We start from the raw sequence: 19,468 nt of genomic DNA on the forward strand, positions 1-19,468 counted from the left end.
CTTATTTCTCTAAAATATAGTTATGGATGGCCTCAGCCACACCAGATTCTTCATTCGTTTTGGTTGTTACAGCATCTGCGACAGACTTGACTTTATCAACACCATTAGCCATAGCCACACCGAGACCAGCCCATTTCAACATGGTCAAATCGTTTTCTTCATCACCCATGGCCATGACTTGACTTTGGTCAATGCCCAGATAATCTGACAATAGTTTCAAGCCCTCAGCCTTATGAACACCCTTAGGCATCACTTCAAGGATAATTTCTCGAGACTTAAAAACTTCAAAGTCTTCGGAAAGCTGTTTAGGCAATTTGGGAATTTGTGCATCCAAAAACGCCTCCTCACAGACCGTAACAATCTTATTATAGACGATATTCTTCGGAATGTCATCAATGCTATTCACATCAACAAAGGTCAGGGCTGGATTAGCCTGGCGGTAGAGAGAGTGGTTTCCTTTACTTGGCACACCATAGACGATGCCATCACTGAGAACATCCATGGGAAGTCCCAGAGGTTCAAAAGCAGCATAAACCTGCTCTATATCCTCTCGACTCATCTCCTTCTTTACGAGGATATCACCGTTATTGCGCTGAACCAAGCCACCATTAAAAGTCACGCTGTAATGCTTGTCGTCCAACAAGCCCAAATCTTTCAAAATATGGTCGATTGCAGGAAGAGGACGACCAGTCGTAATGACCACGTGAACCCCCTTAGCCTCTGCCGCTTTTAGAGCCTCTCTATTTTCAACAGTAACCTGCTTATCCTTGGTAAAAAGCGTCCCATCCAAATCCAAGGCCAGTAGTTTAATCTCAGACATCTGAACCTACCAACCCTTCCATATAGTCAAAGACGGCACCATCTTTATGGTGACCAATCACTTCATCAGCTACAGCCTTAATCTCATCACGCGCATTTCCCATCGCAATGGCACGACCCGCAAAGGTCAGCATCTCCATATCATTGAGATTATCACCAAAAGCCACAACATCAGAAGCCTGACGCCCTAACTCTTGACAGAGATGGTAGAGGCCAAAGCCCTTATCCACACCCTTAAGAATAATATCCATAGAGTCAAAGCCAGTTGTCACAGCCGTCATATCCTCAAAAATCGTGTTGAGATAGTCACCACGCTCCATGATGGTATCCCCTTGGAACTTAGCAGTCACCTTAAAAATATCATCCGTCACTGATTCAAGGTCTGTCGCCACGACATTTTTATAATAACGTTCCATAGCCTTAAGATAGGCAGGGGCAGCGTCGTTAGGTGCGTAAGCTCCCTGGCGGCCTGACAGAAGTATTCCTTCACAGGTTGGCAAGGCTAAAGTCGTGTCTGCAATTTCCAAATAATCTTTAGGTTCTAGTTTTGACTCAAACAAGACCTGACCCTTATACTGAACCAAGGCTCCGTTTTCCGCAATGATAGCAATACGGTCCACAAACCCGTCAAAAAGCTCCTCCAAGGCTAAAAGAGCCCGTCCAGAGGCAACTGTAAAAACATAGTCCTTGGTCTCACAAGCATCCAACAGGCTATCCAAACGTGCTTTATCATAAGTACCATGATGATCCAAAAAAGTACCATCCATATCTGTTGCTAAAATTTTCAAAATAATCTCCCTTCAGGTCGAATACACTTGCTCCTATTGTACCAAAAATAGAAACATAAGTTAGGGAAAAGCCACAGTTATGAGAGAAAATATAGTATTTCACTTGCAAATTATGTTTTTAAGTTGTATCGTTACTGTAGTACAAAAATAATGTAATGATATTTCCTAGAAAGGAGTCTCTTATGGTTTGGACATTTGATGAAAAATCACCCATTTATCTTCAAATCGCCTATCGTGTCAAACTTAAAATTGCTTCTAAAGAATTAAGCATGGGGCAACAACTTTTACCCGTTCGAGAATTCGCTCAAGAAGCCGGTGTTAATCCAAACACCGTACAAAGGGCCTTCCAAGAACTGGAAAAAGAAGGTTTGGTTTACTCTGCCCGTACTTCTGGTCGCTTTGTCACCGAAGACGAGAAACTCATTAACCAAAAACGACACGAAATTGCTCAAAACCTGATTAAGAACTTTGTCACTGAAATGTCGGCTATTGGCTTCAGTTCACCTGAAATTAAAACCATTATCACCGACTACATTGAACAAAGAGGAAAGGAGTTATAGACTGATGACTGATATTGTAACTTTAACAAATCTCACCAAAACCTACAATGGTATCCCAGCCCTAAGAGATGTGACTATGACTATCCCTTCAGGAAAGATTGTTGGTCTCCTAGGACCAAATGGAAGTGGTAAAACGACCCTCATTAAAATTTTAAATGGCCTCCTTCAGCCAACTTCTGGTCTTGTAACGATTAACGGATTTGAGCCATCACCTATCACCAAGTCACAAGTGGCTTATCTGCCTGACACGACCTATTTAGATGAAAGTAAGACCATCCAATACTACTTGGACTTCTTCCAAGATTTCTATGCCGACTTTCGCTATCCTCTTGCCTTGCAACTTCTGGAAGATCTAAACCTTCAACCTAATCTTCGTCTCAAAGACCTCTCAAAAGGAAACAAGGAAAAAGTTCAGTTGATTTTGGTTATGAGCCGAGAGGCCAAGCTCTATCTTCTTGATGAGCCTATTGGTGGCGTTGACCCTGCATCTCGTGACTATATCCTCAGGACCATCATCAACCAATACTCGGAAGAAGCTTCTGTTATCATCTCAACTCATTTGATTTCAGATGTTGAATCTATTTTAGACGAGGTTGTTTTCTTAAAATACGGTCAGATTGAACTTCAAGGAGATGCCGATAATATCCGCCAAGCCCATGGCAAGTCTATTGACAAGCTCTTCAGAGAGATGTTCCACAACTAGGAGGTATGAGCATGTTTTGGAAATTAGTTAAGTATGAATTACAATCAGTCCGCAAGTGGTACCTTGGCATCTATGGGATTGCCATCCTACTGTCCATACCTTTGGGCTTAATGCTTCAAAAATTAATAGTCACTTTTGAACATAGCCATAAGGAACCAAGCCTACTTTTTATGGCCTTCTTTACACTGATTGTTATTGCTACCATTGTTGTTTGGGGAACCATCTACATCGCAACTATTGTCCTCATCATCAAACGCTTTGCGACCAGCGTCTTTGGACGAGAAGGCTACCTAAGCAACACGCTTCCTGTTTCAGCGCACCAGCTTGTCTTGTCTAAACTCTTTGTAGCCTTTATTTTAGATACGATTTCATCTCTCGTTGTACTCGCTTCAATTGGCATTATAGCCGCTTTCAACCTTGATATGAAAGATATCCTCCTGACTACCAGCTACTTTGGTCAAATCTTAAAAGAAATGGGGGCCCTCTACCTCTTCATCCCTGCTACAATTTTAGGAACAATTGCCGGTATTCTACTTTATTACCTCTGTATTAGCATCGGAAATCTCTTCAACACTAACAAAATTCTTATGGGATTTGTCGCTTATTTCGCTATTCAGTCCATCCTATTCTTTATTGGTTTCTTCTTTGGATTTAGCGCTGCTTTGACTTCAAATGTCACAAGTAATTCAATGAACAATTTGACATATATTTTGGGTATCATTCAGTCTATCATTATTATCGCTGCAAGCTACTTTGGTACCTACTATATCATGACCAAGCGCTTGAATTTAGACTAAAATAAAAACCGTGGTCCTTTTGGAACACGATTTTTTTTGCATTGAAAAGACTTATTTACTTTGTTCTTTACGGTAAGTCTCGATTTCGGCCTTGTTACCCCAAACGAAGTGCCCTGGGCGTACTTCAGCCATTTCTGGTTTATCAACAGAATAGTCGTGTTGGTTTGGATCATAAACCTTCAAAACTTTCTTACGTTCCAAGATTGGGTCTGGAATAGGAACAGCAGACAAGAGTGACTTTGTGTAAGGGTGAATAGGATTGTTGTAGAGTTCTTCCGTTTCTGCAACTTCCACAATTGTTCCCTTATAGATAACAGCGATACGATCAGAAATGAAACGGACCACTGACAAGTCATGAGCAATAAAGAGGTAGGTCAATCCCAACTCTTTTTGGAATTTCTTAAGCAAGTTCAAGACTTGGGCACGGACTGACACGTCAAGGGCTGAAATCGGTTCATCGGCAATAACCAAATCAGGTTGCATAACCAAGGAACGCGCAATCCCGATACGTTGACGTTGTCCCCCAGAAAATTCGTGAGGATAACGTGTCAAGTGCTCTTCGAGAAGCCCTACTTCTTTGATGATTTCCTTGATTTTAGCCTTACGGTCCTCTTCATCCTTATAAAGATGGAAGTTATACAAACCCTCAGACAAGATATAGTCAACCGTCGCACGTTCATTCAAACTCGCTGCAGGGTCTTGGAAAATCATCTGAATACGACGGATAAGGTCATTTTTCTCAGAGTGAGATAAGTGACCATTAATTTTCTTACCGTCAAATATAATGTCGCCATTACTTGTATCATTTAGACCAATAATGGCACGCCCGATAGTCGTTTTACCACTACCAGACTCACCAACGAGGGAAAAGGTTTCACCCTTGTTGATGAAAAAATTAGCATTGTGGACCGCAACGAATTTCTTGCTTCCCTCACCGAAGGAAATCTCCACATCTTTTACTTCAACTAACTTCTCAGGCATTGCCTTCCTCCTCATCTTCTAAATGTGCAAATCCCATATTGGCACGGATTTTTTCATGTAGATTTTGGATGACCTCAGGTTTTTCAACTTTTGGCGCATCCTCATGTAAGAGCCAGGTCTTAGCCCAGTGAGTATCTGAAACTTGGAATTGTGGCGCTTTTTCCTCGAAGTCAATCTGCATAGCATAGTCTGAACGCAAGGCAAAGGCATCCCCAACAACCGGTGTATAAAGTGACGGTGGTGTCCCTGGAATTGAGAAGAGTTCACCCTTATCAGCAGCCAACTGTGGCAAGCTTGACAGCAAGCTCCAAGTATAGGGATGGCAAGGTTCATAGAAAATTTCCTCAACCGTAGCAAACTCAATGATTTCACCAGCATACATAACCGCAACCTTATCAGCGATACTGGCTACGACACCAAGGTCATGGGTAATGAAAATGACTGAGAAACCGTACTCCTCTTTGAGCGATTTCAAGAGGTCAATGATTTGAGCCTGAATCGTCACGTCAAGAGCCGTTGTTGGCTCGTCACAGATAAGAATATCAGGACGACAAGCTAGGGCAATGGCAATAACGATACGTTGACGCATCCCACCAGAATATTGGAAAGGATATTCATTGAAACGTTCCTCCGCATCAGGAATACCGACCTTGTCCATGTAGTCAATAGCCATTTTCTTAGCTTCCTTAGGCGATTTACCTTGGTGCTTGACAATGACTTCAACAATTTGACTACCGATAGTCTTAATAGGGTCCAGACTGGTCATAGGATCCTGGAAGATTGTTGCAATCTTAGCTCCACGAATTGGTGCCCAATCTTGGTGACTCTTAAGTTTTGTTAAATCTTGACCACGATAATTAATAGATCCACTGGCTACACGGCCATTTTCTTCAAGCATCCCTGTGAAAGTTTTAGTCAAGACTGATTTACCTGAACCAGACTCACCAACCAAGGCCAAAACCTCACCTTCAACCAAGTCAAGGGAAACCCCTCGAATAGCTGTCAAAACACGGTCACGAACGTCAAATTCCACGACGATATCGCGAGCCGATAATATTACATTTTTATTTTCTGTCATATTGGACTCCTATCTATGCGTACGTGGGTCACTAGCATCCGCTAAGTTTTGACCAACAATAAAGAGGGCAAGAGAAACGAGAATCAAGGTTGTCAATGGAATCCAGAAGAGATAAGCATTGACCGTAACGTTTTGAGCATAGTCTGAAATCAAACGACCCAGACTAGGCGTTGTAACGGGAAGCCCCAAACCAAAGTAGGAAAGGAAGGCCTCATAAGAGATGAATCCTGGCAAGAGCTGACTAGCCATGGTCACGATAACTGACACCAACTGAGGCATGATATTTTTAACCACAATCTTTGCCGTTGGTGTTCCCAGTGTACGGGAAGCCAAGTTATACTCCAAATCACGGTAACGCATGATTTGAATACGGATACTATAGGCAATCCCAATCCAACCCGTCACAGTCATGGCAAAAATCATATTCCAGAAACCAGCACCCAATGAATAAGTCAAGACAATAACCACAAGGAGGTCAGGAATATTTGAGATGATGTTGTAGATTTCCATCATAACCATATCGAAGGTCTTAGAAATCCCCCAAACAGCACCCACAAGCAAACCAATAACAACATTAAAGAAGGTAGCAATGACAGCGATAAGAATTGAATTACGCGCACCAAACCAAACACTGTCGAATAGAGACTTACCATTACTATCGGTACCAAACCAGTATTGAGCATTAGGATGGACATAACGTAAACTAAAATCATTAACTTTTGAGACATCATTGAAATCAAATTTTGAAAACATCGGGTAGATAAAACTCATCAAAACAATGGCAATCAAGATACCCAACATGACTACTGTTGATTTCTTTTTAAGGAACTGACGCATCACCGATTTCCAATAAGAATAAGCCGGTGCATCAATTGTTTCAGAGGCAAAATCATCGCGCTTTACAAATTGGAACTTACTTTTATCAATTGAAGCCATTATTTACCTCCTTTAGATGTCAATTTGATACGTGGGTCAATCACTGTCATAAGGATATCACCCACAAGCAATGAGAAGATGGTGAGGGCTGTGAAAATAAACACCAGACCCACAACCATAGCATTATTTGAAGCACGAACAGAGTCAATCAACATTTTACCCATACCAGGATAGGCAAAAATAGTTTCTGTCAAGGTAGCTCCGGTGATAACACTTACGATAGATGCTGGAATTCCTGAAACCAAGGATACCATCGCATTTTTGAAAATGTGTTTGTTTGAAATTTCTTTTTCTGACAACCCTTTGGCGCGTGCAAAACGAACGAAGTCTTGAGATTGTAAATCAATCATATAACGACGAATCCAAATGGCAAGTCCTGGCGTTGACAAGAGTCCAAGAATAACAGATGGCAAGACATAAGAACGCCAGTCACCTGCACCCAAGATTGGGAAGGAATCCGGAAGCCCAATTTCAGAACCAATCAATCGAATGATATAAACCAAGGCAATAGTTGGTAGAGAAAGCAAGAAGGTCAAAATACCTGTTGACACACTATCAAAGAGGGTGTTCTTTAAGCGGGCCATGTATGACCCTAATGGAATCGCCAAAGCATAAGACAAGACTAGTCCAATCAATCCAGCAATAGCAGAGCTTGTCACCATTGATGGATACTGGTAATGACTTTTCGTTGCTGTATAAGGATCATTGCCAAACAAAGAACGGTCTCTTTCGTCAGCCTGACTTGGTGATTTATAGGTACGAGAGTAAATATCCACTGAAGATGGCTTTTTACCCGTTGGGAAATTCACATCAGTTGTTAAGGTTTGTCCTTGGCCCTGCGTAATGACATCAAGGACACCCTGATCAGCATAGGTTGGGTAAGACGTACCAAGGTTCATCTTCACAAAGTTTTGGTGAACAAATGGGAACTGACCATTAAAGTAAAGCAGATATTTATGCTTAGTCCCTGAACCAACCACTGACCAACCAATAGCGGGATCATTTTCAATTCGAATGTAACGTTTCAAGTTAGGATTTGTTTTATCTTTCACCCATCCAGTATTGTCAAATTCAAAGAGGTGCTTATAGAAGCCAAATACACGTTCAAGTACTGGCACATCACGTGTCGCATAAAATTGCTTACTTTCCTTAAACTGCTGCAAATGCCAGCCACGTCCCAAACTATCCACATATTTTTGGTAGATAGCCTTATTGGCCTTGGTTGGTTTAGTCGTTACAGACTTATCAAGCGAGCTTGCTTTTTCCTGCAATTCCTTGGTGTCATAGTAATCAATATAACCCATTCGCTCATAGATTGTATTTTCATAGTTAGCCTTCGAATCGGCTGTCTTTGCAATCTTGTTGTAGTTAGGGTCCTGTCTGAAAATCAGACGCCTCGGCACCATGGTATAAATAATGGTGTAGGTCAAGGCCGTCACGACAAATATTGACAATAGAGAACGAAGGGTTCTCAATAAAATGTATTTTTCATGTCTCTTCCTTTAACTCCAAAAGAACTTTCCCAATCAAATGAGAAAGTTCTATCGTCCTTTTATTTAACGTCATTCTCATGATTTTTTGAGCGTGTTCGTTGGACTTAGACTTTTCTTTAAACCAGTTTTCACGGGCTTTATCATCATTTTTCTTAGTGACAACAGCTTTTTTAGGTTCAAGATGCGTGAACATCTGCCAGAACCCTCAGCTCCTACTTGAGTAGTCACCAGAGTCTGTTATCAATCAAGCATGCGCTGGTAGGACACTCTGATTCACCAAAGTAGCCTGAGGATGACCTCCCCACAACCTTGCTTGTCTTTCTGTTTAGCATTCGTAACGCACTATCTTCTTTTTTTCATAAGCATTCTCCAAAAAATCATAGTTATGTCACCATTATACCATAAAAATCGAAATAACAGCAATTTTCAGAATATTTTGTCTTATGCCTTCTTTCTCACAATTGATAGCTACTTTCAAAGGTATTTTGATAGATCTTTGGCCAAAAGAAAAAGGCTTGCGCCTCTTTCCATTGCATTATTTAACGTGTTTGGCAAGATCTTTTTGAGCTTTTTCGTTAGATACTTTCTTTTCTTTAAGCCATTTTTCACGACTTTGTTCATATTCTTTCTTAGTAACTACTTTTTCTTGCGGTTTAACATATTTGAAGTAGTCACCTGAACTCTTATCACCCACTTGAGTATATGAACCTGTAAATGGTGTCAAACGTGAGACAACTGGAGCTGCACCGTTACCAACCGTCAAAGGAATAACAAGTGAACTATCTTCTAACCAAGCTTGAGCTTGAGCATAACGATCATAACGTACATTGAGATCTGTTGTTTCAGAATCTGCTGAGTCAAGCAAGGCATCATAATCTTTAAGTCCTACTTGGGCTGCTGCCGCATTATTTGGGTTATCATATCCCATGAAGGTCTTAGTGTTTTCATTTGATGTTGTCTTAAAGATATTAAGATAAGTGGATGGGTCTTGATAGTCTGGACTCCAAACAACACCATTTGAAATATCCCAATCTTCTGCAGCCGCATTTGGCGCATTAAGGGTTGCATTTTGCATATCATCAGATGACAATTGGTTGATATCAATCACCACATTGTCACTTCCCAATGATTTTTCAATGGTTTGTTTCAAAGATTGCGCTTGGGCAACATTAAGTTTAGAACTTTGGTCAACTGGAAGGTCCAAGTGGATTGGGAATTGAACACCTTCTCCTTGGAGAGCTTCTTTAGCCTTACTAAACTCAGTTTTAGCTTTTTCAGCATTGTAGAGACCATCTTGACCATCAGCAAAGTTGACGCCTGACCACTCATCACCATATGAACTCATCTTTTCAGTAACAAGATCTCCAAAGGTCTTATCACCTGCACTCACAAAATCAGAAGGAACAAAGAGATTTCGAATGGCTTTAGCTGCTCCATCCTTACCATTGACTTGTGATTGATATACCGTACGGTCAATAGCGAAGTTAATTGCTTGACGGAAGTCTTTATTCAAAAGAGCTTTTTTCGTAGAGGTCTTTTCAGCGTCAGTCTTTTTAGAAGTGTATTTGTAACTTTGACGGTCAATATTAACACTCATAGCTGACGTTGACGCACCAGCTGCTGTATAGTAGATATTATCTTTATATTTCTTTTCGACAGATGCATAGTTAGAGCTCATTGGGTAGACACGAGCAATACTATAAGCACCATCAGTGAAACTACGTTCCAAAGATTCTGGATCAGAACCATCATCATACGTCAATTTGATAGCATCAAAGTGAACGTTCTTCTTATCCCAGTAGTTTTCATTCTTAGTCAACTCAATTGATGATTTAGCTGTCAAAGATTTGAGAAGGAATGGACCGTTGTATAGGATAGAGGTTGGGTCTGTTGACTTACCGAAATCTTTTCCTTTAGTCTTAAGGAAGTCTGCATTGACTGGGAAAAGCAAACCATAAGTTGTCTTAGAGTTCCAGTATGGCTCTGGTCGTTTAAGTGTATATTGCAAGGTATGGTCATCAATTGCCTTAACACCAACCTTTGAGAAATCTTTATCAGCACCTGATAAGTAATCAGACAAACCAGCAATAGAATCTTGAACCAAATAGAGAGCACCGGCTTTCGAGTCTGCCGCATGCTTAAGACCAGTTACAAAGTCTTTAGCTGTAACATCAGCGTACTCTTCACCATCAGAGGTATACCATTTAACCCCTTTACGGATTTTATAAGTGTAGGTTAGACCATCTTGAGAGACAGACCAATCTTCAGCCACTGAAGGTACAAGATTACCATATTTATCTGTTTCCATAAGACCATCAACACCATTTGTCACAGCAGTTGTTGTAGGTCCTGTATTTGAGGTAATGTAATCCAAAGTTTCAGGGTCTGAACTGTAAACGTAACCATAAGTAGTACCACTAGTACTAGACTTAGATGAACAAGCCGCCAAAATACCAACACTAAGGACGGCAACGCCTGCTAAGGCTAACCATTTACTTTTTTTCATAAGATTTCTCCAAAATATAAAATTTTTTACAGCTTCATTATAGTATAAATAATCAAAAAGAACAGTTATTATCAGAATCTTTTGTACAATTCGATAATATCTGTAAACATGAAAACCACTGCGATTCCTTATCAATAAAGGATTTCCTTTAGTTTAAGTTGATTTATTTTTAATCACAAAAGTTGCATAAAAAGGCCCAGCCACTCGGCCAGACCTCCTTTTATCATTACTTTTAATTATTAAGTGCTTGAGCAGCTGTGATAATCGCTAGATTGTAAATGTCTTCGGCACTAGCACCACGAGAAAGGTCGTTAACTGGTTTATTGAGACCTTGCAAGATTGGCCCAATAGCTTCGAACATTCCCAAACGTTGGGCAATCTTATAGCCAATATTACCAGCCTGCAAACCTGGGAAGACAAAGACATTAGCTTGTCCTGCTACGTCACTGTCTGGTGCCTTAATAGCTGCTGTTGCTGGAACAAAGGCTGCATCAAACTGCAACTCACCATCAATAGCCAAGTCAGGACGCATCTCCTTAGCAAGAGCTGTTGCTTCAACAACCTTATCCACTTTTGGTGATTTGGCAGAACCTTTTGTTGAGAAGCTAAGCATGGCCACTTTAGGATCAAGCCCGAAAATGGCAGCTGTATCAGCAGTATTAACAGCAATTTCTGCCAGTTCTTGAGCGTTTGGATCAATGTTAATAGCACAGTCAGCAAAAACCAAACGTTGGTTAGTGTTTTCACGGTTCATAAGGAAAACACCTGAAGTACGTGAAATGCCTGGTTTTGTCTTGATAACTTGAAGGGCAGGACGTACTGTATCGGCTGTTGAGTGAATAGCACCTGAAACCATACCATCAGCAAGACCAAGTTTCACTAACATAACACCAAAATAGTTAACATCACGAAGCAACTTGTCCGCATCTTCAATTGTCGCTTTTCCTTTACGGATTTCAACAAATTTTTCCTTCATTTCCTCAAGACCTTCATAGGTTTCAGGATTAATAATCGTATAGTTAAAATCTGCAAAACCAAGATCATTCAAGATTTTGTGAACCTCAGCTGGGTCTCCCAAGATAATAGGATCCACCAATCCTTCAAATTTCAAACGGGCGGCTGCACGAACCACACGGTCGTCATTACCCTCAGGAAAAACAATCTTAATGTTCTTTCCTAAAATACGTTCACGAAGTTCACCAAATAGACTACGCATAAATACTCCTCAATCAATCTTTTTAGTTTGTAAGTCCATGATAACGGTTTCAAAGTCATCTGTCAAGGAAGACGCAAAGACCATCTCTTTCTTGGTAAAGGGATTGACAAAAGCAAGACGGTGACAATGCAAGGCCTGACGTTCAATCCCATAATCTAGAGAGCCCCCATAAAGGTCATCTCCCAAAAGAGGAAGGCCCAAATGAGCAAAATGCACACGAATCTGGTGCGTCCGTCCAGTATGAAGGTTAATATCAACCAACTTAACTCGCCCATAATCACCTACCAAACGATAACTGGTATGAGCATATTTCCCTGATTTATGGACCCGACGTGTGATGATGGAATCCACATCACGCGCAATGGGTGCAATGATTTCTCCCTGTTCCTCAAGTTTAGTATCACCCTCCACCAAGGCATAGTAGTGCTTCTTAATGGACTTCTGCTGCAACTGCTTATCCATACGTGCATGGGCATAACCATGCTTGACAAAAAGCATAAGTCCAGACGTGTCCTTGTCCAGACGTGTCACAATATGCACTCGCTGATTGGGATAATCATTGCTAACAAAGTGATATTTAACAAAATTAGCCATGGTGTTGTCATGATTGACACTTGGAATACTAGCATAACCATATGGCTTGTTCACCACCAAGAAGTTATCATCTTCATAGACAATATCCAAGTCAAACGGGATGGGAGTTAAGGTATCATGTGGTTCCTCATCAGGAATCTCTATAGCGACCACATCTCCCTCATGAACAGGGTAGGTCGCAAACTGCTCCTCACCATTGACCCAGATATGACCGCCCTCAAACTTAATCTTAGCCAAAAGTCCTTTGGAAACATCATGCTCCTTCAAAAAAGTCTTTACTCGGCAGGAACGTCCCACAGTAAATTCATATCTCATTCTTCCATGTCTCCGATAAAGGAATCACGTACACGCTCCCAGAAACTGGTATGACTGGCACTAGCCACAAAGGAAATCTTACGCTGGTCAATTGAGAACTCTACCTTTTGCACATTACGATTAGTGTAGGTTTTATTATCGACCGAAAGCGTGTAGCTCCCCATTCGGGTAGGATAAACGGTAATTTTCTCATTCTTAGGAACAATAAGTGGACTGCCCAAGGTACGGTAAACACGGTTATTAAGACTGGCAATCTCAGTCAATTGCAGGGCCTCAATAGTGGGATGAAGAACTGCACCACCCAAGGATTTATTGTAGGCAGTCGAACCTGTCGGTGTTGCTACAGACAGTCCATCCCCACGGAAGCTCTCAAATAAGATGTCATTTAGGCAGACATCAGCTGCCATAGTTTTTCATTACGTTTAATAGCTGCTTCATTGAGGGCAATTGATGTAAAGGAACGGCCATCAGCCAGGGTTAGCTTGACATTTAAGAGCGGGTAAGAAATCTTGTCGCCACGATCTTTACGCAAGGTCTCAATCAACTGCTCAACCTCACCATCTAAATAATCTGTATAAAATCCCAAATGCCCCGTATGAATGCCAACAAAACGGACACGAGCAAGCTCTTTTTCATACATATGAAAGGCTGATAGCAACATGCCATCACCACCGATAGAGATAACCACATCAGGATTTTTCTTGGTTAAATAAAAATCAGGATCGTCTCGAAAGGCATTAAAAAGTTTTGAGGCAACACGCCTACTCTGGGGCTTGCCATTAGCAATAATAGCCACCTTCATCTCATCCGAAAAGGTCTTCATCTGTGTCATCACTATTTCCTACACTATCTTTCAAAGTTCTGTTGATTGGATCAAAGAGCAACTGAGCATCTCGAATATCATCACGTATCTTACGCATCTCTTCATCAAGCTGATAGGCCATGCGTGCCGTATTTTCCAAGCGGAGTTTAATCTCCTCTGGAAAATTTCCCTGATACTTATAATTAAGGGAATGTTCAATAGTGGCCCAAAAGTTCATGGCCAAAGTCCGAATTTGAATTTCGGCAAGGATTTCCTTACGACCATCAATGGTATCAACAGGATAAGACACGATAACATGATAAGAGCGATAACCCGAATGTTTACGGTTTCTGATATAGTCTCGCTCTGAAACAATAGTCATATCACTACGATGACGAAGCAAAGCCAAAACCTCATCCACATCATCGACAAATTGGACCATAATACGCAGTCCAGCAATATCTTGCATTTCCTTGGCCAAATTCTCAATAGACAGGCCACGTAGGGCAATTTTTTCCTCAATGGAAGCCACTGACTTCACACGGCCCGTCACAAATTCAATGGGCGAATGACGATTTTTCTTACGAAATTGTTTACGAATGCCTCGGAGCTTAATTTTGAGCTCACCTACGGCCTGAATATAGGGGTCTAAAAATTCTTCCCAATCCATGGTCAAGATAGGACTCCTCCTTGTCAAAAGCTTTAGTTTTTATAAAATAAAAACAATCTGTTATATTATACCATATTTAAAGGACGAGGGAGGGACACACATGAACCATTTAGAGATAGAGTACAAAACTCTACTCACCAAAGATGAGTATAATCGTTTGGCTATGCTTTTCTCCCATGTAACACCTGTTACACAAACAAACTATTACATTGACACCATTCAGGGTGATATGAAGAGCAAAAAGTTGTCTTTACGCATCCGAACGCTCTCGACTCACGGAGAACTGACTCTGAAAATTCCTGAGAAGGTTGGAAACATGGAGTACAACGTCACCATGGATTGTGCAGAGGCTAAGGCTATGACCAAGTCACTAGACTTTCCCGATTGCCAAATCAAGTCCATTCTTCTGGAGCGTGGGGTTAAGTTAGAGGACTTGACCGTTCTCGGGCATTTAACCACAACTCGTCGTGAATACCAGACCAACATTGGGCTTATGGCCCTTGATGTCAATGTTTACGCTGACAAGAAAGACTATGAACTGGAGTTGGAAGTTTTGGATGCCGAAAAAGGCAAAGATGACTTCGATGCCTTTCTTAAAGAAAATAACATTAACTTTAAATATGCCAAAAGTAAGGTAGCACGCTTTGTAGCTACTCTCAAGCGCGACAAAGACTAATTAACAATAGCTGATAAAAATCTGCTCATTAGTTACGATGTAAGTCTATAAAAAATTCATTCCATTTCTGAGACAAGGTTTGTGCCTTGTCTTTTTTGATAACCAAAGGAGTAGCCAGAAATACCATTACTGTTTGGTCTAAAAACGCATACAAGAGACAATTTTTCTCCAAAGGTTCGTCATTTTCGTTCATATCATAGTTTGATGGCTGAAATTTCTGCTGCTTTTTGCTAAAATAGAACTATCTGTAGTTTAATTTATAATAGCCCTAACTGGGCTTAGCACTTATTTATTAAAGGAGTCACCATTATCATGGTACATCAAAAAGCAAACCCACAATTGAAATTGTTCTCTCTCAGCTCAAATCCCGAAATTGCTGAAAAAATTGCTGAGGCTACCGGATTGCCACTTGGTAAAGTTTCTTCACGCCAATTCTCTGATGGAGAAATCATGATTAACATCGAAGAGTCTGTTCGTGGGGACGATATCTATATCATCCAATCTACTAATAAACCTGTCAACGACTACCTCTGGGAATTACTAATCATGATTGATGCCTGCAAACGTGCCAGTGCAAACTCTGTCAACGTGGTTATGCCTTATTTTGGTTACGCACGTCAAGACCGTATCGCTGCTTCACGTGAACCAATCACTGCTAAATTGATTGCCAACATGCTTGTTAAAGCTGGCGTTAACCGCATTTTGACTCTTGATCTTCACGCTGTCCAAGTCCAAGGTTTCTTTGACATTCCAGTGGATAATCTCTTCACGATGCCTTTATTTGCGGCATACTACAACGAAAAAGGATTCACAGGTAGTGATATTGTCGTTGTTAGTCCTAAAAACTCTGGTGTCAAACGTGCACGTGGTTTGGCAGAATACCTTGATGCCCCAATCGCTATCATCGACTACGCCCAAGATGATGCTGAACGTGAAGAAGGCTATATCATCGGTGAAGTTGAAGGCAAAACAGCCATCATTGTTGATGATATTCTTAATACTGGTAAAACTTTTGCTGAAGCTGCCAAAATCCTTGAACGTGCTGGTGTGAAAGACATCTATGCCGTAGCTAGCCACGGTCTCTTCGGAGGTGGAGCTGCTGAAATCCTCAACGTTGCACCAGTCAAAGAAATTTTGGTGACAGACTCCGTTGCAACTAAAGAAAAAGTTCCTACAAACGTTAAATACATTTCGGCAAGTAAGCTCATTGCCAACGCTATTACTCGTATCTTTGAACGCCAACCACTTAGCCCACTCTTTGCTTATAAATCTAACGAGGACTAAGCTATGGTTTATTTGGACAATGCAGCGACAACACCATTGAATGCCACTGCTATCTCTGCTATGACCCATGTCATGACTGAAACCTTTGGAAATCCATCGAGTCTTCATGCTTATGGGCGCCAAGCTTCCAAAGAACTCCGTGAAGCACGTGAGGAAATGGCCAAACAGTTCGACGTTCCTGCCCGCAAGCTTATCTTCACTTCTGGTGGGACTGAGGGCAACAATACAGCAATCAAAGGTTACGCCCTCGCCAATCAAGCTAAGGGGAAACATTTGATTACGACGGCCATTGAACACCACTCGGTACTTCACACCATGGCCTATCTGGAAGAACGCTTTGGTTTTGAAGTAACCTATATTCAACCGAAAAATCAGGTTATCACAGCACAACAAATCGCTGATGCTCTACGTGACGATACCATTCTCGTTTCTGTCATGTATGCCAATAACGAAACTGGCCAACTGCTTCCTGTCAAGGAAATTGGGAACTTACTCGCTGACCACCAGGCTGCCTTCCATGTGGATGCCGTTCAGGTTGCAGGGAAACTTCCTATTCACCCTGAGGAACTCGGTGCCGATTTCGTCTCTATCAGCGCCCACAAATTCCATGGACCTAAAGGTGTCGGCATGCTCTATCATAATGACTTGCACTTTGACAACCTTCTCCATGGTGGTGAACAAGAGGAAAAACGCCGTGCCAGTACTGAAAATCTAGTCGGAATTGCAGGAATGACCGCAGCTTACAAGCATGCTAGCGAGAATTACCAAGCCAATTACCAACATGTGGAAACAATTCGTCAGACTTTCCTAGACGCTCTTACCGTTCCTTACGAGATTAATAGCGCTGGTCCTAGCCTACCTCACGTTATCAACATCAGTTTTCCTGGTAAGGAAAATGGTCCTCTCTTAACTCTGTTAGATTTGGCTGGTTTCGCTGTCTCAACAGGCTCTGCTTGTACTGCTGGAACCGTTGATCCCAGCCATGTCATTCAATCCCTCTATGGCAAGGATTCTGACAAGCTAAAAACAGCCATTCGCATTAGTTTATCAGAGGAAAATACCGCTGAAGAACTCCAGGCCCTAGCAGAAAAACTTAATCAAATCATAGGAGACTAACATGGCATTTGAAAAAAGCATTCATTTGACTGACTGTAAGTACCGTTACACTATCAGTCCTAATGTCAAAAAATTCACTCTACGTGATACGACTTTTGTGCAAAATAAAATCGGAAACTACGAGTTGCACCGCCTTCTCGAAAAAGTGCCTAACTCAGGCGAAGGTTTCCCACTCAAAATCACTATTAACAAAGACTTGACAGGCTTCAAATTGTCTATCACAGACAAATCTGGCCTTCGTAACGTTAATATCTTTAAAAATGAAGATCACCACATCTTGCAAGAAAAATTCTACTTCTTGATGCAGAGTTTGGTTGATCGTAACGTTTTTGAGCAAGAAGAAGTCTAAATTTTTTCTTACTACATAGAAATAGCCTATCCATGTGATAGGTTTTTTATATCGCCTCATCTACTCTATTTTGTTGCAATCTTCACAAACTTTTCTTAAAATATAAGAGAATCATACTAATTAAAGAAAGGAAAGCGATCAATGACATTTGAGAAAAACATCCCAAACGCCACTGCCAAACGTCTCTCTCTCTACTATCGTATTTTCAAACGATTCCATCGTGAAAATATCGACAAAGCAAGCTCTAAACAAATTGCTGAAGCGATTGGGATTGACCCTGCTACTGTTCGTCGTGACTTCTCCTATTTTGGTGAGCTAGGTCGCCGTGGTTTTGGTTATGACGTAAACAAGCTAATGACATTTTTCGCTGAACTCCTAAATGACAATGCGACTACCAAGGTACTCCTCGTAGGTGTTGGGAATGTTGGGCGTGCCCTCCTCCACTACCGTTTTCAAGAGCGTAACCGCATGCAGCTGGTCATGGCTTTTGATACAGACGATAACGAATTGGTTGGAACTCAAACCGAGGACAGGATTCCTATCTATGGGATTTCCCAGATTAAGGACAAGATTGCCCAAGAAGATATCAAAACAGCCATCCTGACAGTGCCATCAGTTAAGGCCCAGGAGGTGGCTGATCTTTTGGTTGATGCTGGAATTGAAGGCATTCTCTGTTTCTCTCCGGTCAACCTCAATCTTCCACGCCATGTGGTAGTCCAATACGTAGACTTGACTAGCGAACTACAAACCCTACTCTATTTCATGAAAGAAGAAGAAAAATCAAGGAGAAACAATGACTAAACCAATTATCGGAATCACTGCCAATGTAAGGCCTAATCCAGCCCATGAAGACATCAACTGGTCCTATGCCCCATCAGGCTTTGTAGAAGGAGTTCAAAGAGCCGGTGGCCTAGCAATCCTACTACCAGTATCCGATCCTTCGGAAGCCAAGACCTACATCTCCATGATTGATAAGCTTATCCTGATCGGTGGGCAAAACGTTGACCCTAAATTCTACAACGAAGAGAACCATGCCAGTGAAGATGACTTCTTCCTCGAACGGGATATCTTTGAAATGGCACTCATCGAGGAAGCCACTAAGCAGAAGAAACCCATCTTTTCAATCTGTCGTGGAACCCAACTCATGAACGTCGCACTAGGTGGTAGCCTCCATCAAGATATTGAAAATCACTGGCAGGACAAGCCTTCTGATTACCTCTACCATGAGATGATTGTTGATGAGAACAGCAAGTTGGCAGAAATCTACGGATGTGGAACCTCTATCAACTCCTTCCACCATCAAAGTATCAAACACTTGGCCTCTGACCTTCGTGTCATTGCGCGTGATCCTGAGGACAACACAGTCGAAGCTGTTGAGTCAAATAGTCCAGACCTTCGCTTTCTTGGTGTACAGTGGCATCCAGAGCTTCTCCTAGACAAACGCGAAGAAGACCTCAAACTCTTTGAATACGTCGTTAACGAACTTTAAAAGCAACTGAGACTGATATAGTCCTACTTAAGTAGACAGTAAAAATACATAAAGTACTGTTTACGAAAGTAGGATTTTTATTATGTCTAGAAAAAGTAAGGTTTCTTTTGAAGGCAAGCTGAGGGCTGTTACCTGGTATCTTGAAGGTAAAGCCTCCTGTTCTCAACTAGCTCGTCAGTTTGGGGTCAATCCTTGTACTATTAAAGACTGGGCTACAGCCTATCAATATCAAGGGCACGAGGGGCTAAAGTCTCTAAAGCATAACCAAAATTATTCTACAGAGTTTAAGCTAAAAT

21 protein-coding genes and 1 pseudogene are annotated in these 19,468 nt (G+C 41.4%); 10 read left to right on the plus strand and 12 right to left on the minus strand.

Features of this window, described 5'->3' with window-relative positions:
• Position 1: 1 nt before the first annotated feature.
• Together HSISS3_RS08155 and HSISS3_RS08160 are read right to left on the minus strand one after the other, a co-directional pair.
• Positions 2 to 820 (minus strand): Cof-type HAD-IIB family hydrolase, encoded by an 819-nt coding sequence (locus HSISS3_RS08155; protein WP_021152343.1) that lies wholly within the window; start codon positions 818 to 820, stop codon positions 2 to 4.
• Positions 813 to 1,607 carry a Cof-type HAD-IIB family hydrolase gene (locus HSISS3_RS08160; RefSeq protein WP_021152344.1) on the minus strand — a complete coding sequence of 265 codons (795 nt, stop codon included), beginning with the start codon at positions 1,605 to 1,607 and terminating at the stop codon, positions 813 to 815. The genes HSISS3_RS08155 and HSISS3_RS08160 overlap by 8 nt, the downstream gene beginning before the upstream one ends.
• A 182-nt stretch (positions 1,608 to 1,789) precedes the next feature.
• Between HSISS3_RS08160 and HSISS3_RS08165 the strand changes: the two genes are divergently transcribed.
• Genes HSISS3_RS08165 through HSISS3_RS08175 form a run of 3 tightly spaced genes read left to right on the plus strand, consistent with a single transcriptional unit; the run spans position 1,790 to position 3,667 of the window.
• Positions 1,790 to 2,167: a GntR family transcriptional regulator gene (locus tag HSISS3_RS08165; protein WP_021152345.1), complete on the plus strand. Its 378-nt coding sequence runs from the start codon at positions 1,790 to 1,792 to the stop codon at positions 2,165 to 2,167.
• A 4-nt stretch (positions 2,168 to 2,171) separates the two neighbouring features.
• A complete protein-coding gene (locus HSISS3_RS08170) occupies positions 2,172 to 2,870 on the plus strand; it encodes an ABC transporter ATP-binding protein (RefSeq protein ID WP_021152346.1) in 699 nt (232 codons plus the stop codon).
• 11 nt (positions 2,871 to 2,881) lie between these two features.
• Positions 2,882 to 3,667 (plus strand): hypothetical protein, encoded by a 786-nt coding sequence (locus tag HSISS3_RS08175; protein WP_021152347.1) that lies wholly within the window; start codon positions 2,882 to 2,884, stop codon positions 3,665 to 3,667.
• Between the two features lie 51 nt (positions 3,668 to 3,718).
• On the opposite strand, the gene HSISS3_RS08180 is transcribed toward HSISS3_RS08175, so the two are convergent.
• The 10 genes and pseudogenes from HSISS3_RS08180 to HSISS3_RS08225 form a co-directional block, all read right to left on the minus strand.
• Positions 3,719 to 4,648, minus strand: coding sequence for an ATP-binding cassette domain-containing protein (locus tag HSISS3_RS08180; RefSeq protein WP_021152348.1), 930 nt, complete (start codon positions 4,646 to 4,648; stop codon positions 3,719 to 3,721).
• Positions 4,641 to 5,726 (minus strand): ABC transporter ATP-binding protein, encoded by a 1,086-nt coding sequence (locus HSISS3_RS08185; protein ID WP_021152349.1) that lies wholly within the window; start codon positions 5,724 to 5,726, stop codon positions 4,641 to 4,643. The genes HSISS3_RS08180 and HSISS3_RS08185 overlap by 8 nt, the downstream gene beginning before the upstream one ends.
• Before the next feature lie 9 nt (positions 5,727 to 5,735).
• The gene (gene oppC, locus HSISS3_RS08190; protein ID WP_021152350.1) at positions 5,736 to 6,662 is read right to left on the minus strand and encodes an oligopeptide ABC transporter permease OppC; all 927 of its coding nucleotides are present in this window, start codon (positions 6,660 to 6,662) and stop codon (positions 5,736 to 5,738) included.
• The gene (locus HSISS3_RS08195) at positions 6,662 to 8,143 is read right to left on the minus strand and encodes an ABC transporter permease (protein ID WP_042771947.1); all 1,482 of its coding nucleotides are present in this window, start codon (positions 8,141 to 8,143) and stop codon (positions 6,662 to 6,664) included. The genes oppC and HSISS3_RS08195 overlap by 1 nt, the downstream gene beginning before the upstream one ends.
• 7 nt (positions 8,144 to 8,150) lie before the next feature.
• Positions 8,151 to 8,348, minus strand: coding sequence for a hypothetical protein (locus HSISS3_RS08200; protein WP_021152352.1), 198 nt, complete (start codon positions 8,346 to 8,348; stop codon positions 8,151 to 8,153).
• A gap of 342 nt (positions 8,349 to 8,690) precedes the next feature.
• Positions 8,691 to 10,661: a peptide ABC transporter substrate-binding protein gene (locus HSISS3_RS08205; protein WP_021152353.1), complete on the minus strand. Its 1,971-nt coding sequence runs from the start codon at positions 10,659 to 10,661 to the stop codon at positions 8,691 to 8,693.
• Between the two features lie 232 nt (positions 10,662 to 10,893).
• Complete coding sequence (gene pta / locus HSISS3_RS08210) at positions 10,894 to 11,877, minus strand: phosphate acetyltransferase (protein WP_002889407.1); 984 nt, start codon at positions 11,875 to 11,877, stop codon at positions 10,894 to 10,896.
• Positions 11,878 to 11,886: 9 nt separating this feature from the next.
• On the minus strand, positions 11,887 to 12,786 hold the full coding sequence (locus HSISS3_RS08215; RefSeq protein ID WP_021152354.1) for an RluA family pseudouridine synthase: 900 nt from the start codon (positions 12,784 to 12,786) through the stop codon (positions 11,887 to 11,889).
• Positions 12,783 to 13,618, minus strand: a pseudogene (locus HSISS3_RS08220) (NAD kinase). The gene HSISS3_RS08215 and the pseudogene HSISS3_RS08220 overlap by 4 nt, the downstream one beginning before the upstream one ends.
• Entirely contained in the window at positions 13,590 to 14,264 is a 675-nt protein-coding gene (locus HSISS3_RS08225) for a GTP pyrophosphokinase (RefSeq protein ID WP_021152357.1), read from the minus strand. The pseudogene HSISS3_RS08220 and the gene HSISS3_RS08225 overlap by 29 nt, the downstream one beginning before the upstream one ends.
• Before the next feature lie 94 nt (positions 14,265 to 14,358).
• Here HSISS3_RS08225 and HSISS3_RS08230 point away from each other — a divergent pair, with 94 nt between their 5' ends.
• From HSISS3_RS08230 to HSISS3_RS08260, 7 genes are all read left to right on the plus strand, one after another.
• Positions 14,359 to 14,934 (plus strand): CYTH domain-containing protein, encoded by a 576-nt coding sequence (locus HSISS3_RS08230; RefSeq protein ID WP_021152358.1) that lies wholly within the window; start codon positions 14,359 to 14,361, stop codon positions 14,932 to 14,934.
• A 312-nt stretch (positions 14,935 to 15,246) separates the two neighbouring features.
• Entirely contained in the window at positions 15,247 to 16,218 is a 972-nt protein-coding gene (locus tag HSISS3_RS08235) for a ribose-phosphate diphosphokinase (RefSeq protein WP_021152360.1), read from the plus strand.
• 3 nt (positions 16,219 to 16,221) lie between these two features.
• Complete coding sequence (locus tag HSISS3_RS08240) at positions 16,222 to 17,334, plus strand: cysteine desulfurase family protein (protein ID WP_021152361.1); 1,113 nt, start codon at positions 16,222 to 16,224, stop codon at positions 17,332 to 17,334.
• 1 nt (position 17,335) lies between these two features.
• Positions 17,336 to 17,683: a DUF1831 domain-containing protein gene (locus tag HSISS3_RS08245; RefSeq protein ID WP_002884733.1), complete on the plus strand. Its 348-nt coding sequence runs from the start codon at positions 17,336 to 17,338 to the stop codon at positions 17,681 to 17,683.
• 141 nt (positions 17,684 to 17,824) lie between these two features.
• Positions 17,825 to 18,484 carry a redox-sensing transcriptional repressor Rex gene (locus HSISS3_RS08250; RefSeq protein ID WP_021152362.1) on the plus strand — a complete coding sequence of 220 codons (660 nt, stop codon included), beginning with the start codon at positions 17,825 to 17,827 and terminating at the stop codon, positions 18,482 to 18,484.
• Complete coding sequence (locus tag HSISS3_RS08255) at positions 18,477 to 19,172, plus strand: gamma-glutamyl-gamma-aminobutyrate hydrolase family protein (protein WP_002891450.1); 696 nt, start codon at positions 18,477 to 18,479, stop codon at positions 19,170 to 19,172. Before HSISS3_RS08250 ends, HSISS3_RS08255 begins: the two co-directional genes overlap by 8 nt.
• Positions 19,173 to 19,254: 82 nt before the next feature.
• Positions 19,255 to 19,468: helix-turn-helix domain-containing protein (locus tag HSISS3_RS08260; protein WP_134954304.1), on the plus strand; the 214-nt coding region annotated here is incomplete at its 3' end.

This window comes from Streptococcus sp. HSISS3, from assembly GCF_000448605.1.
GTDB lineage: Bacteria > Bacillota > Bacilli > Lactobacillales > Streptococcaceae > Streptococcus > Streptococcus raffinosi.

What these genes read in the sequence shown, in the direction of transcription:
- HSISS3_RS08155 (WP_021152343.1), bottom strand. Translation starts at nt 820, where the DNA reads ATGTCTGAGATTAAACTACTGGCCTTGGATTTGGATGGGACGCTTTTT.
- HSISS3_RS08165 (WP_021152345.1), top strand. Translation starts at nt 1,790, where the DNA reads ATGGTTTGGACATTTGATGAAAAATCACCCATTTATCTTCAAATCGCC.
- HSISS3_RS08170 (WP_021152346.1), top strand. Translation starts at nt 2,172, where the DNA reads ATGACTGATATTGTAACTTTAACAAATCTCACCAAAACCTACAATGGT.
- HSISS3_RS08175 (WP_021152347.1), top strand. Translation starts at nt 2,882, where the DNA reads ATGTTTTGGAAATTAGTTAAGTATGAATTACAATCAGTCCGCAAGTGG.
- HSISS3_RS08180 (WP_021152348.1), bottom strand. Translation starts at nt 4,648, where the DNA reads ATGCCTGAGAAGTTAGTTGAAGTAAAAGATGTGGAGATTTCCTTCGGT.
- HSISS3_RS08185 (WP_021152349.1), bottom strand. Translation starts at nt 5,726, where the DNA reads ATGACAGAAAATAAAAATGTAATATTATCGGCTCGCGATATCGTCGTG.
- oppC (WP_021152350.1), bottom strand. Translation starts at nt 6,662, where the DNA reads ATGGCTTCAATTGATAAAAGTAAGTTCCAATTTGTAAAGCGCGATGAT.
- HSISS3_RS08200 (WP_021152352.1), bottom strand. Translation starts at nt 8,348, where the DNA reads ATGTTCACGCATCTTGAACCTAAAAAAGCTGTTGTCACTAAGAAAAAT.
- HSISS3_RS08205 (WP_021152353.1), bottom strand. Translation starts at nt 10,661, where the DNA reads ATGAAAAAAAGTAAATGGTTAGCCTTAGCAGGCGTTGCCGTCCTTAGT.
- pta (WP_002889407.1), bottom strand. Translation starts at nt 11,877, where the DNA reads ATGCGTAGTCTATTTGGTGAACTTCGTGAACGTATTTTAGGAAAGAAC.
- HSISS3_RS08215 (WP_021152354.1), bottom strand. Translation starts at nt 12,786, where the DNA reads ATGAGATATGAATTTACTGTGGGACGTTCCTGCCGAGTAAAGACTTTT.
- HSISS3_RS08230 (WP_021152358.1), top strand. Translation starts at nt 14,359, where the DNA reads ATGAACCATTTAGAGATAGAGTACAAAACTCTACTCACCAAAGATGAG.
- HSISS3_RS08235 (WP_021152360.1), top strand. Translation starts at nt 15,247, where the DNA reads ATGGTACATCAAAAAGCAAACCCACAATTGAAATTGTTCTCTCTCAGC.
- HSISS3_RS08240 (WP_021152361.1), top strand. Translation starts at nt 16,222, where the DNA reads ATGGTTTATTTGGACAATGCAGCGACAACACCATTGAATGCCACTGCT.
- HSISS3_RS08245 (WP_002884733.1), top strand. Translation starts at nt 17,336, where the DNA reads ATGGCATTTGAAAAAAGCATTCATTTGACTGACTGTAAGTACCGTTAC.
- HSISS3_RS08250 (WP_021152362.1), top strand. Translation starts at nt 17,825, where the DNA reads ATGACATTTGAGAAAAACATCCCAAACGCCACTGCCAAACGTCTCTCT.
- HSISS3_RS08255 (WP_002891450.1), top strand. Translation starts at nt 18,477, where the DNA reads ATGACTAAACCAATTATCGGAATCACTGCCAATGTAAGGCCTAATCCA.